At 69.6% G+C, this 12,327-nt stretch carries 14 protein-coding genes; 10 read left to right on the top strand and 4 right to left on the bottom strand.

Features of this window, described 5'->3' with window-relative positions; genetic code table 11:
* Positions 1-219: 219 nt before the first annotated feature.
* The 4 genes from BMW88_RS33045 (at position 220) to BMW88_RS33025 (ending at position 3,288) form a co-directional block, all read left to right on the top strand.
* Positions 220-612: an STAS domain-containing protein gene (locus tag BMW88_RS33045; protein ID WP_089958619.1), complete on the top strand. Its 393-nt coding sequence runs from the start codon at positions 220-222 to the stop codon at positions 610-612.
* Positions 613-739: 127 nt separating this feature from the next.
* Entirely contained in the window at positions 740-952 is a 213-nt protein-coding gene (locus tag BMW88_RS33040) for an RNA polymerase subunit sigma-70 (protein ID WP_089958750.1), read from the top strand.
* Positions 952-1,653 carry a Clp protease N-terminal domain-containing protein gene (locus BMW88_RS33035; protein ID WP_089958617.1) on the top strand — a complete coding sequence of 234 codons (702 nt, stop codon included), beginning with the start codon at positions 952-954 and terminating at the stop codon, positions 1,651-1,653. Before BMW88_RS33040 ends, BMW88_RS33035 begins: the two co-directional genes overlap by 1 nt.
* An 879-nt stretch (positions 1,654-2,532) precedes the next feature.
* Positions 2,533-3,288 carry a class I SAM-dependent methyltransferase gene (locus BMW88_RS33025; protein WP_089958611.1) on the top strand — a complete coding sequence of 252 codons (756 nt, stop codon included), beginning with the start codon at positions 2,533-2,535 and terminating at the stop codon, positions 3,286-3,288.
* A gap of 123 nt (positions 3,289-3,411) precedes the next feature.
* Here the strand turns inward: BMW88_RS33025 and BMW88_RS33020 are convergent, their stop codons facing one another.
* A complete protein-coding gene (locus tag BMW88_RS33020) occupies positions 3,412-4,374 on the bottom strand; it encodes a threonine ammonia-lyase (protein WP_089958608.1) in 963 nt (320 codons plus the stop codon).
* A 250-nt stretch (positions 4,375-4,624) separates the two neighbouring features.
* On the opposite strand from BMW88_RS33020, the gene BMW88_RS33015 reads away from it, so the two are divergent.
* From BMW88_RS33015 to BMW88_RS33005, 3 genes are all read left to right on the top strand, one after another.
* On the top strand, positions 4,625-5,227 hold the full coding sequence (locus BMW88_RS33015) for a hypothetical protein (protein WP_218148292.1): 603 nt from the start codon (positions 4,625-4,627) through the stop codon (positions 5,225-5,227).
* 138 nt (positions 5,228-5,365) lie between these two features.
* Complete coding sequence (locus tag BMW88_RS33010) at positions 5,366-6,949, top strand: glycoside hydrolase family 76 protein (protein ID WP_245778219.1); 1,584 nt, start codon at positions 5,366-5,368, stop codon at positions 6,947-6,949.
* Between the two features lie 131 nt (positions 6,950-7,080).
* Complete coding sequence (locus BMW88_RS33005) at positions 7,081-8,184, top strand: hypothetical protein (protein ID WP_143116386.1); 1,104 nt, start codon at positions 7,081-7,083, stop codon at positions 8,182-8,184.
* A gap of 34 nt (positions 8,185-8,218) precedes the next feature.
* On the opposite strand, the gene BMW88_RS33000 is transcribed toward BMW88_RS33005, so the two are convergent.
* The 3 genes from BMW88_RS33000 to BMW88_RS32990 form a co-directional block, all read right to left on the bottom strand.
* Entirely contained in the window at positions 8,219-8,908 is a 690-nt protein-coding gene (locus tag BMW88_RS33000) for a type 1 glutamine amidotransferase domain-containing protein (protein ID WP_089958601.1), read from the bottom strand.
* Between the two features lie 75 nt (positions 8,909-8,983).
* Positions 8,984-9,574, bottom strand: a complete 591-nt coding sequence (locus tag BMW88_RS32995) for a TetR/AcrR family transcriptional regulator (RefSeq protein WP_089958598.1) — start codon at positions 9,572-9,574, stop codon at positions 8,984-8,986.
* 46 nt (positions 9,575-9,620) lie between these two features.
* Positions 9,621-10,457, bottom strand: a complete 837-nt coding sequence (locus BMW88_RS32990) for a hypothetical protein (protein WP_143116385.1) — start codon at positions 10,455-10,457, stop codon at positions 9,621-9,623.
* A gap of 236 nt (positions 10,458-10,693) precedes the next feature.
* Here BMW88_RS32990 and BMW88_RS32985 point away from each other — a divergent pair, with 236 nt between their 5' ends.
* The 3 genes from BMW88_RS32985 (at position 10,694) to BMW88_RS32975 (ending at position 12,326) form a co-directional block, all read left to right on the top strand.
* Complete coding sequence (locus BMW88_RS32985) at positions 10,694-11,242, top strand: LGFP repeat-containing protein (protein ID WP_177221535.1); 549 nt, start codon at positions 10,694-10,696, stop codon at positions 11,240-11,242.
* Between the two features lie 66 nt (positions 11,243-11,308).
* Positions 11,309-11,719, top strand: coding sequence for a glycosyltransferase (locus BMW88_RS32980; RefSeq protein ID WP_143116384.1), 411 nt, complete (start codon positions 11,309-11,311; stop codon positions 11,717-11,719).
* Positions 11,720-11,894: 175 nt separating this feature from the next.
* Positions 11,895-12,326, top strand: a complete 432-nt coding sequence (locus BMW88_RS32975) for a hypothetical protein (protein ID WP_089958588.1) — start codon at positions 11,895-11,897, stop codon at positions 12,324-12,326.
* Position 12,327 lies beyond the last annotated feature (1 nt).

Here is a 12,327-nt window from a genome sequence, read left to right as displayed (position 1 = left end):
GAACGATCGTGGCAGGGCTCAGGCGTTCGGCCGAACTTGCCGGACACCTGTGTGTCGTGCCACACGCGGTGATGAACCATGTCCGCAGCTCACGGCCCTTGCCGCACGTCGAGAACGCGCAGTGGCGAAACGCCGGCAACGCGGTGATCATGCCGCGGGGCGTCGCGCTTCGTAACATCGCTCAGAGGAACAGGTCCGGATTTCTTGGTGAGGTGTTCAGTGACTTCGAGCGAGACGGCGTCGACGGCCAGCATGCAGACGACCGACCACGACGGCGTGCTCGTCGCTGTGATCAGCGGCGAGCTCGACATGGTCAGCGTCGATGCGGTCGGAACGGCCCTGTTCGACCACGTGGGCAAGGATCCAGCCGGCCTGGTGGTGGAGCTGGCCGTGGACTTCATGGGCTCGTCGGCGTTGTCGATGCTGCTGGAGCTGTACGGCCGGGCACAGCGTGAGGGTGTGGGATTCGCGATCGTGGCCAACCAGGTCGCGGCGGTGCGTCCCATGATGGCCAGCGCCCTGAGCCAGGTGCTGCCGGTGTGCCAGTCGGTGGACGAGGCCTTCACGCTGATCCAGAAGCAGCAGGGGCCGGGTCAGCAGCCCGTCTCATGACCGAGGCGGTGCGCCGGGCAGAGTGGTCTGCCAGGCCATCGTCGATTTCGGGACAACCCGGCGTGGCGCGTTCCGTCAGCATGTGTTGACGACGTAACAGGCGTCAGCATATGCTGACGGCGTGTCGCTGGCAGCAGATCTGGAGCAGGCCGTCGGCAACCCCGATCCGGACGCCGGGCTGCGCGCCGTGGCCCGCCTCCGTCAGCTGGTGGAGCGCTTGGAGGCCGAACAGGTGGCGTCCGCGCGGCGTGCGGGCTGGTCCTGGCGGGACATCGCGCTGCGGCTCGGCGTCACCAAGCAGACCGTGCACCGCAAGCACCACCGTCACGTGGAGGTCTGATGTTCCAGGGCGAGCACCCTGAACTGGGGCGGGTGGTGCGTGAGGCGCTGATGTCTGCTCGCGCTCTCGGACATCCGCGCACCGGCGCCGAACACCTGCTCCTCGCTCTCACCCTGGACAACGGCACCGTCGCCGCCATCCTCGGCAGGCACGGCGTGACGACAGCAGTGGTCGAACGAGCGGCTCGTGCCGCCGAGCCCAGCGGGGCGGGCGCGGCAGCGGATCGGGAGGCGCTGGCCGTGCTGGGTGTCGAGCTCGACGCGTTGGCCCGGCGAGCAGGCATCGCGTTGCTGGACCGCGCGCCGGCGCGCGAACCACTGCTGCCGCTCGGTGCGGCCGCGGCCAGACAGCGGTGCGCACGGCTGAACCCGCCGTTGGGCCTGGACGCCCAAGCGGCGTACGAGGCATCACTGCGCCTGGCGCTCGCTCGCCGCGAACGCGAGCACCGGCAGGAACACCTCGCCCTCGCCTTGCTCGCCCTGGACCCCGGTGTCGCGTGGGCACTCGCGGACGTCGACCTCCCGGCGCTCATCGGCGAACTGGCCGCCGCTTTCCCGCCACCGCACCGCAACCCGCTCCTGCGTGCCGAGCGGCGACTCGGGCGACGATCGCGCCACCGCGACATCGTGCGCCGCTACCAGCACACGACAGGTCGCACCGCCACCGCGGGCGCCGCCCTCGCGGCGGTCATCGGCGGCTGATTCGCCGTGCTTCCGCTCTCGGCATCGGTCCGCGTTCGGGCGCGGAGCGGTACACCTTCGGCCCAAGCAGGTTCTGCTCACGTGCCACCGGTCAGCGGAGAGGAACTCGGAAGACATCCGCTTCTCGTATGGGCGCGCAGCCGTCCAGCACGGTCGGCGGCAGGTGCGGAAGTTCCGCGAACATGACGACAACTGCCTGTCGGCGAAGATGCGTGGAGCGAAGCCCAACGGTCGATCGGGAATCAACGCAGCGGACAAGAATTCAGACATGCATCCTGTTGCGCGACGCGTCATTGCATGGCCTGTCCGGGCCAAGTTCCCCCACTGTCAGCGTCATGACCTGCGGCGACTCACCCTCGGCAGTGGAACTTGCGCGCAATCTCGTCGGTGGAGGTAACCCGCGCGGTCTTCCCCGTTGCGCGAACCAAGATTTCGTGTCTTCTACTGCAGGTCAGTAGCTTCAGCGTAGACCTGCCCAGGTCTACGCCGACCGCGCCTACGACCACGACAAGTACCGCAAGCAGGTCCGTGCCAAGGGCATCCGGCCGCTCATCGCCCGCCGCGGCGTCGAGCATGGCTCCGGCTGGGCGTGCACCGATGGGCTGTCGAGCAAACCCTGGCGTTGCTGCATTGGTTCCGCCGCTTGCGCATCCGGTGGGAGACCGCGACGACATCCACGAGGCCTTCCTCAGCCTCGCCTGCTCGATCATCTGCTGGCGACGCCTGCAACGCCACCAGTCATTGCGTTAAGGCCTCTTAAGCAACACGCTCTGCGGCATGCGCGGCCGTGTTGCCCTTGCGAAAACCATTGGTGACCGACTTGCCCCGCTGATGTACTGATGGCCACCGTGAGTCTGCCGCGTGACGGAGGTAGTAGTTGTGAGTGGCTATAACGCGCTTGCCGAGGTGTACGAGTGGCTCATCTCAGATGCAAAGCTGACTCCGGCCGAGTTCGCTTCGTCGTTCGATGACGTCCTCGATCTCGTGCCGTCGGACGCTCACGTCCTCGATTGTTCGTGCGGGACCGGACAGTTGGCAGTTGGCCTCGCCGGTCTTGGCATGCACGTTGTCGCAACTGACGCCAGCGAAGCGATGGTTCGTCGGACTGCGGAGTTGTCCGAGCAGTTCAGGGCATCTGTCCGGACAGTGCGGGCGGACTGGCAAGAGTTGCCCGACCATTTCGATGACGGCACCTTCGACATGGTGTTCTGCGTTGGCAACTCGCTGCACCATGCCGAGGGCGCGCGAGGCAGAGTTGCTGCTCTGGAGTCGATGTCACGGCTTCTGCGCCGTGGCGGGCGCTTGGTACTCACCTCCCGCACGTGGGAACTCGTGAGGGCCAGAGGTTCCCGTCTGGACATCAGTGACCGACTCGTCCACCGGAACGGTCGCGATGCCGTCGTGGTCTACCGCTGGGACATTGCGCCGAATTGGGAGGACGAGCACCACATCGAGATTGCGGTCGCGCAAGTGGATACGGCTGGATCGGTTCTTGCCCGCTCGGAACTGCTGTCGAGCTGGCCCTACCGATACGAAGAACTCGAAGTCGATTTGCACCGGGTCGGACTCCAGACGGAAATGAGCACGTTCAACCTAGGGGCCGAGAACTACATGGTGGTGGCGAGCAAGGTATAGACAACGGGCTCTCAGTCCGTGGCCGGACCGCGCGGTCGCAACCAGGAGGCTTGCGTCCTCTCATCGGCAGAAGAGGACGTTCGGGCGGCGGGCTGGCTGTCCGGCGCCTTGGCGGGGGTGCCGTCACGGGTGGACCCAGCGGCGGTGAGCGTCCAGGTCGACGTTGCTGCCGCAGATCACGGTGACGACGTGACGGCCGCTGAAACGGTCGCGGTCCTCCAGGACAGCGGCGACGCCGAGAGCTGCCGAGGGCTCGACGACCAGCCCCGTGTGCTCCAGGAGCAGCCTCATGCCGTCGATGATCGACGACTCGCGGACGAGGACCGCGTCGTCCGCCACAACGAGCAGGTCGTCCAAGACCTCGGGGATGGGGAACCGTCCGGCGACGCCGTCGGCGATGGTGCCGGCCGACTCGGTGGTGATGACGCGGCGCTCGTGCCACGAGCGGGTCAACGCCGGTGCGCCCGCGGGTTGCACGCAGATCACCTCGGTCTCCGGCACCAAGGTCTTCAGGACGTGCCCCACACCGGTGGCCAGCGCACCACCACCCAACGCGATCAGGACAGCGTCGAACGGGGACTCCCCGCCCGCCAGCTCAAGACCGATCGTCGCGGCACCCTCACAGGTCTCGATGTCGAGACTGTCCTCCAGCAACCGGATGCCGCGCTCACGCGCGATGCGCGCAGCGCGCTCGCGGGCCATCTCGAAGTCGCCGTCCACCAGGTCCAGCTCCGCGCCCAGCGCCCGGATCCGATCGAGCTTGACGGCGGGGGCGCGCACCGAGGCCACGACCGTCACGCCGAGGCCGCGGCGGCGACCCGACCAGGCGAGCGCCTGGCCGAGGTTGCCGGCGCTGGCGCACACCACGGCGGTGCGGCCCTGCTCGGCCAGCAGGCCGGCCACGAGCTCGGTACCCCGCGCCTTGAAGCTGCGCACCGGGTTCGCCGTTTCCAGCTTGATGCTCACGGTGCAGCCCAGCCGGCGTCCCAGCGCATCGCACCGGTACATCGGCGTGTCCAGGTAGACGGGATCGATCGTGCGGCGAGCGGCGCGGATCCGGTCGAGGTCGAGCCGCGTCCTGGGCATGCCGGGATCGTAGCCACAGCGTCGATTCCGGCCGTCCACTCCCAGACGGGCACGCACGTGCCGCTGTCGTCGACTCGTCACGGCCGCAGCCGCAGCGCGACTCCGGACTCCGTTTCCGGCACCGGCAGCGTGACCGTCACGGTCACCGATTCTGCGCGGTCGATCCGCCTCGCCGGACAGTGATCGCCAGATGCGCATGCCCCGAGAGAAACCGCGGGACGAGGACGACCAGTTTTGCCACACTGCGGCGGTGCATGACCCAATGGCGTTCACCGAACCGGCGAACTGGACCGGCGGCTTCTACGAACTCTCGGTAGAGGTCGGCGATCGTGACGACGACCGTCTTCAGCGTGCGCTCACGGCGCTGTGGCGGGCAGTCGCCATCACCGGCTGCTACAGCAGCAGGGACCGGGAACCGGCCGACCAGATCGCGGTACCCGTCACCGTCGCGTCCCTTGAGGAGTTCGGCCACCTGCACGGTGTCGCACGGCCACCGTTCGGTGGCTCCGTCGTGTTCGGTTGCTTCTCCACGCGCTTCGAAGACGCCGAGGACTGGTTGACCCTGTACCTCCCGCTCGGCGCGTTGTCCGTGGCGGAGCCGCGCATCGGTGGCTTCCCGTTCGGTCCGGAAGGCGGAGCGCGGTCGCTGTCCTGGCGCGCGTCCTTGGACACGTGGCTGGCCGGTGTGGCGGGCCAGGTGTTCCGCCAGGTCGACTTCCGGCTCGGCCTGATCGGGTTCGAAGTCGACTACGTCAGCGCCGCCGAACTGGCCGGCGTGCTGCCCGAACAACGCTGGAACGGGTACCTCGTGCCCGCCGGTGGACAGCTGCGCTACACACCGGCGAACCGCTAGGCAGCAAGGCCCGCCTCGACGCATGACCGGAAACCTGACCGGTCAGAAACATTGACGGCCGAAACACCGGAACCCTAGCCTGGCCTTGAGAGCGCTCTCACACATTGCCGAACCACCCGCCCTGCATCGGGAGGTCTCATGTTGAGAGCTGCGTTCCTGGCGCCCCTGCTGGTGTCCACGCTCGTCCTGGCCGTTCCCCCCGAGTCCACTGCCGACGCTCCGGCGCCACCGAGCGCCACCGTGGACTGCGACTACTACTGCGACGACCGCGATCCCTCCCTGCCCCTCAGCGCACGGCGCTCCGCCTACCGGCCCGGCACCAGTGCTCCGCCGACCGCGGGACCACCGTCGACGGGAAGCGCCCCGCCGGTCGCGATGGCGGTGATCTGCAACAAGTACTGCGATGCCCGTGATCCCGCGCTCGCGCCGTCGAACCGCCACGCCCAGAGCGTCGCTGTCGGAGGACGGCAGGTCTCCCTGCGTTTCAACGACACGGACGCGATGGGATGGGCCGTGATCTCCGCCGCCCAGCAGGGGGACGAGGTGTGGCTGGACCGCTCCTTCGACGCCGGCGTCACCTGGGGCTCCGGGTCCAGGCTGGGCAACACCGCGGCCCCGGCAGGCTTCGGCGAGTGGCGCACCATGATGTTCAACGTCGACGACTGGGCCGACCTCGGGGTCGGTCTGCTGCGGGCCTGCGGACGACCGGCCGGGTCCTCCTCGATCGCGTGCACCAGTTGGTACCGCACGACGTGGAACGCCGGTGAACGCCGGACGGCCGCGGCGACGGCGCTGATGGAGCGCTACAACCTCGGCACCGGCTTGTTCGACACGACGGGGTGGTGGAACTCGGCCAACGCGCTCACCGCGGTCATCGACAACATCCGGGTGACCGGGATGAGCAGCTACCGCTACGCCATCGCCCGCACCTACGACCTCAACGTGCGGGCCTGGCAGGGCAACTTCATCAACGACTACAACGACGACGTGGCCTGGTGGGGCCTGGCGTGGCTGGCCGCCTACGACCTGACCGGGGACAGCAGGTACCTCAACACCGCGCGGATCGGCGCCGACCACATCTTCCGGTTCTGGGACTCCGTGTGCGGTGGCGGTGTGTGGTGGAGTTCGAGCAAGAACTACAAGAACGCCATCACGAACTCGTTGTACGTCCAGCTCAACGCGGCCCTGCACAACAGGATCCCCGGCGACACGACCTACCTGCAGCGCGCCAGGACGGGCTGGACCTGGTTCGCCAACAGCAAGATGATCAACAGCGCGAACCTGGTCAACGACGGCCTGACCACGTCCACCTGCGCCAACAACAACTTCACGCCGTGGAGCTACAACCAGGGCGTTCCGCTGGCCGCTCTCGTCGAGCTGCACCGGGCGACCGGCGACGCGAGCCTGCTGACCAAGGCGCGCAGCCTCGCCGACGCCTCGACCGGGAGCAGCTTCCTCAACCCCGGCGGCATCCTGTTCGACGACGGCGGCGGGGGAGACGTCCCGTCCTTCAAGGGGGCCTACGTCCGGGGCCTGGCCGCGCTGAACAGGGCGCTGCCCGACCGCCCGTACACCGGCTACCTGCGCCGTCAGGCGGACACCGCCCACTCGCGGGACCGCTCCAGCGCCGACGCCTACGACCAGCCGTGGGCGGGTCCGTTCCAGCGCAGTGACGCCGCCCGCCAGCACAGCGCGGTGGACCTCATGAACGCCGCGAGCTGACCAGGGGGCGAGCCGGGTCCGTTCACTCCACGATGGACGGGTGGACCCGGCTCGCAGTTGCCCGGCCTGCCGACATATCCTTGCCCCGGAACGGCCGTCGGGACTCGCGATCCCCGAGGTGGCCGCTGGGCATGGCTGGGGGGCTGGTGCTGAAGTACTTGGAGCCGCGCACGGACGTGCCCGCGAAGGACGACTGGTCCACCAGACTCGCGCTCGCGGAGGCGCGGATCGGGCTGGAGCAACGCCTCATCACGGTCGTCACGGCCCTGACCTTCGTCGCGACGTTCTTCCTGCCGGCCACGCCGGGAAACACGGCCGCGAGGATCGTGCTCGGTGTGCACGTGTTGCTGGCACTGCCGCTGTTGCTGGTGCACCGGTCGGAGCGGCGGATGTTGCGGCGAGGGCTGCTGGACGAACCGTGGCGGCGCGTCCCGGCGGACGTCGCGCAACGGCCGGAGAACGACTACGCCGACCGGCTGCTGCTCGGCGGACTGGTGCTGAAGGGCGCCTTCAACGACCTGGCGGACGTGGTGCGCAGCCGCCGGGAGGTCTTCGTGTGCGGCCCGGACGCCAGGGGGCGCGCGGTCGTCAGGGGCGCCGGTTCCACGTCGATGTACCCGGCCGAGGTCGACGAGGGGGAGTACTCGCCCGCTCCGCCCGCCGATAGCGAGCCCGGCCGCCCCCGTGACGACGAGCGGCTCCGGGACGGGCTCCGGCTCACGGGGTCGTTCGTGCACCTGTCATGCGTGCTGACGGTGCTGGGAGTGGTGGTCATCGGCGTCCTGGTCGCCCTGAGCGTCTCCCCGCTCGCGCCGGCGGGGCTGATCGCGGCGGCGCTGCTGATGCCGGGGCTCAGCCCGTTCAAGGTGGCGGAGGCCGTCCGTCGGCAGCGCCACCTCGTCAGGGCGGTGGCGGAGTCGGAGGAGTGGACGCCGGTGCCGACCGAGTTGCTGCCGTGGCGGCGCGGGCACCACGTCGCCGGGATCGCGGACCTGCCGGGAGGCCGGGCGCTGGTGAGGTTTCCCAGGCCCTCGCCCGACCTCGTCGCGAACATCGCCGGCACCGGGGTCATGTGGGTCGCGGGCACCCACCGGGACACGGCCGCTGTGGGCGTGCCCGGCCGGCGCGAGCTGATGTCCGCGGTGGTGCTGCCGGATCGGGCCGCCTCGCCGGGCGACCCGATGCCGTGGTGGAGGCGGTTGCGGCAGACGGACTTCAGCGACCTGCCGACGTAGAGCGACGTCTTCCCCGCGGAAGAGCCGAACGCGGTTACGCGCGGACGCTGCCGGCCAGCTCGATGAGCGCGTCGGCCGCCGCGGCCGAGGAGGCCGGGTTCTGCCCGGTGATCAGCAGACCGTCCCGCACGACGTAAGGACTCCAGTCCTCTCCCCTGGAGTAGACGCCGCCGAGGTTCTTGAGCTCGTCCTCGACCAGGAACGGGACGACGTCGGTGAGCTGGACCGCCTCCTCCTCGGAGTTGGCGAACCCGGTCACCTGCTTGCCGCGCACCAGCGGCGCGCCGTCCTCGCCGACCGCGTGGCGCAGGACGCCGGGGGCGTGGCACACCAGGGCGAGGGGCTTGCCCGAGCGCAGGGTCGTCTCGATCAGCCGCGCGGAGTTCGCGTCCTCGGCCAGGTCCCAGAGCGGGCCGTGGCCGCCGGGGTAGAAGACCGCGTCGAAGCCGTCGGTCGAGACCGAGTCCAGGCGCACGGTGTCCGCCAGCGCCGCGAGGGCCTCCTGGTCGGCCTCGAAGCGCCGGGTCTCGTCGGTCTGGGAGCCGGGTTCGTTGCTCTTGGGGTCCAGCGGCGGCCGGCCTCCCCGCGGTGAGGCGAGCACGATCTCCCAGCCCGCGTCCTCGAAGCGGTAGTACGGCGCCGCCAGCTCCTCCAGCCAGAACCCGGTCTTGCGGCCGGTGTCGCCCAGCTCGTCGTGGGAGGTGAGCACGATCAGGACCTTCATGGTGTTCCCTTCGTCATTGGACCGGTCTACTAGCGCCGGTCAGAAGACCGGTCAGGAGTGTGCAGTCAGGAGGGCCTACAGGTGCAGGAGCTGGCGCGTCACCGTCATCGTGACGTCCAGTGGCGCGAGACTGCGGTGGATCTTGGCCATGACGCTCGCGCCGAGCCACATGTCGTACAGCGCCTGAGCCGTCGTCCGGGCGTCGTTGTCGACCGACAGCGAGCCGTCCTCGACGCCGGCGGCGATCATCCGCTCGATGCGGCCGACGATCGCGTCGGTGCCCGTCTTCAGGACCAGCCTCATCGCCTCCGAGAGGTCGGCCACCTCGGCACCCAGCTTCACCGCGAGGCACCTGCCCTGGCACTCGTCCACGCTCTGCGTCCGCCGCCACTGCTCCCAGTAGGCCATCAGGCGCTCGGCGGCCGGTTCGGCCCGCGTGAGGACGCGGTCCATGTCCGCGAGGTAGTCCGCGAAGTAGCTCTTCAGCAGCGCTTCGCCGAACGCGTCCTTCGAGGCGAAGAAGTGGTAGAAGGAGCCCTTCGGGACGCCGGCCTCCGCGAGCACCTCGGTGAGCCCGACCGCGGAGTAGCCCTTGTGGGCCATGATCCGCTGGGCGGCGTCGAGGATGCTCCGACGGGTGTCGGTGCTGCGCGTGGTGGCGGGCATGGTGGTGACGATAGCGGTAAGTAGACCGGTCGTCTAGTGCCTCGGGTCAGCCGCAGCACCGCACGGTCACGTGCACCGCGCGGGCTCCCGGCGGCAACCGCACGATGTAGGGGGACTTGCCGCTGCTGGTGAGTTCGGCGAGCCACCGGTCGGTGGCGGCGTCGACGACCACGACGTAGCCGACGAACCGGCCGGGCTGGACCGGGTCGAAGTACAACGTGCCCGACCAGGTGGTGCCGGACACCGTCACGGGCTGCTGGACGTAGAACTTGCACACCCCGGGGGCGTAGAGCAGCAGCCACGGCGGTCGTTCGCCCGGCCTCAGCTCGACCGTGCCGCGGGCTTCGACGCCGTCGCCGGTCAGCAGCGTTCCCGGCGCCGGTGCGGTCATGGTGATGCCGTCGCCCGCGGTCCTGTCGGGCGGGTTGGGGCAGGGCGGCCCGCCGGACGTCAGGTCGTCGGTCGCCGTAATCGGGACGGGGTCGGCCGGCGCCCCGCGCCGAACGTCGGCGCCCGCCGCGCCGAGCAGCACGGCGACCAGCGCCGCGGCGAGCCACGCCCGGCGCGCGGGAGGCTCCGCCGGCTCGTCCTCGGCGCGCTGGGCGGGCTCGGCCGGTTCCCGATCTGTGTCGGGCCGCTGCGCGGACTCGACGAGCCGGGTGCGGGCCCGCAGCCACGACCGGACGTCCGCGTCGGCCGAGGACTCGCCCCGGCGCTGGGCCGCCAGGCCACAGGTGAGGACGATGGTCCGGACGGACCGGGCGTCGACCGGGTCCTCCTTGTCGGCGATCTTCCTGCCCACCGTGGCGTCGGAGATGCTGTCCGCGCCCCGGTCCCGCGCCACCGCGTCCACGGACATCCGCTCGACCGCGAGCGCGGTCATCTCCGAACGCTCCATCAACTTTCTCAGTGCGCCGCGGAACTCCCGCCAGGTCCGCGGATCACCGGGCAGCCGAGGTTGCTCCATGGATCCAGGTTCTCATGTGTTCTCAACGATTCCCACGCCGTTGACCACGTCGTTCGGGCGTGGCGACAGTGGTTCGAACCGTTCACGTGGAATGCGCGGAACGGTTCGATGATCGGTTTCGGAGAATGGCAGGGGAGAAGAACATGCAGGCAGTGAAAAAGCGAGTTCTGTGGGCGGTGCTGCTCACGGTCGCAGGACTCTTCGCGGTCACGGCACCGGCGTCGGCCACGACCGCCGCGGCGTGCTGGGGCACCGGGGGCTACATCGGTGAACGCCACCACCAGCTCGGCGGCAACGCGGGTCCGCTCGGGTGCGCCATCGGGCCGGAGGAGAACGCGTACGAGGGCGGGGCGGGCAAGGTGCAGCGCTACGAGCGCGGCATGATCACGTGGTCGCCGTCGACCGGTGAACGGTCCGTGCAGGCGGCATGGGTCCAGAACGGGCGCATGTGGCTGGACTGGGGTGTGACCGACCCGTTCCACTACGACAGCTGGCTCGTGCGGGTGGACCGGTACGGCTGGAACGTCGGCCAGCCCGAGTACCACAACGGTTCCCCCGGTGTCTGGGCCAACCGGGGGCGCGTCGAGCTGCCCGCCTACACCTGGGGCGACTACCGGATCGTCGTCGAGGGGTGCGATCTCGGTGGCGGACACACCTGCCGGCAGGGCTGGTCCAACCCGGTGTATCTGCGGATCGCCTGAGCCTCGCCGCGACGGTGCGACCGCTGAAGGGTGACGTCGAGGGCACTCCGCCGTGCACGGTGCGGGGTGCCCCCGACGCGTCCGCGCAGCGCGTCACCGGTCGAGCAGCTCCAGGAAGCGCTCGAGCAGCACGCTCTCGTAGTCCTCGAAGCTCCAGCCGCAGTCCTGCACCAGCAGCGTGCAGGTGCTGTGCTGCGCGGCGACCCAGCACAGGCGCTCGCCGCCGGCGTCCCGGTCGTGGTGGCCGGGCAGACCGAGGACAAGCCGGCCATCGCCGCACGGGTCGGGCTGCTCGGGCTCGGCGTCGACCTGCGGACCCGGAACCCGAAGCCGGAGCAGGTGGGCGACGCCGTCCGGCAGATCCTCGCCACGCCGTCCTACCGGGACACCGTCGCGAAGCTGGCCGAGGCCTACCGTGAGGTCGACGGTCCGCGGATGATCGTCGACCTCGTGGCGGAGGCGTTCCGGAAGGCGTGACGCCGTCCGCGTGGTCGTGACCGCGTCCCGCTGTTCCCCTCGGCACCACCCTCCCGGAGCCCGCCCGGAATTGTGGGTTGAACGACCGTCACGCCGCCGCTCCGCCGCTCCTACGTTGAGTCGTGGCAGAACAGGGGAGGCGGGGCGAACCGCCTCGGAGAGGGGAAGGATTCTCATGCGTGGAGCCAAGTTGCTCGCCGTCATCGCCGCTGTGGTGGCGTTGCTCGGGGGCGGGTTCGGGGTGGCGTCGGCGGCCGAGGGCGGGGAGGTCGAGGCGCAGGCCACCCGCGTGGACGCGTGCTTCAACGGTGCCTGTGGGAGCGCGACGTACACGGTGGTCAACAAGCGGTTGATCAAGCCGGTGAAGATGTCGGTCAAGGACAACAAGTGCGACGCGCACCCGGTCTACATCCAGGCGGGTGTGTGGGACGTGTCCAACACGGTGGCGCCCACCTGGATGAAGAACAAGAACTACAACAGGTCGGGCTGCAAGGGCGGCTACGCGTCGTGGAACACCTACATCCAGTGGCCGCGGGACATCAAGTTCGTGGTCTTCCGGGTGTGCGTGAACGACGCCGGATCCGACACCTGCCGGACCGCGTCCTGAC

The organism is Lentzea xinjiangensis, from assembly GCF_900110955.1.
In the GTDB taxonomy this organism is placed as follows: domain Bacteria; phylum Actinomycetota; class Actinomycetes; order Mycobacteriales; family Pseudonocardiaceae; genus Lentzea; species Lentzea xinjiangensis.
This window is presented reverse-complemented; position numbering and strand designations above follow the sequence as displayed.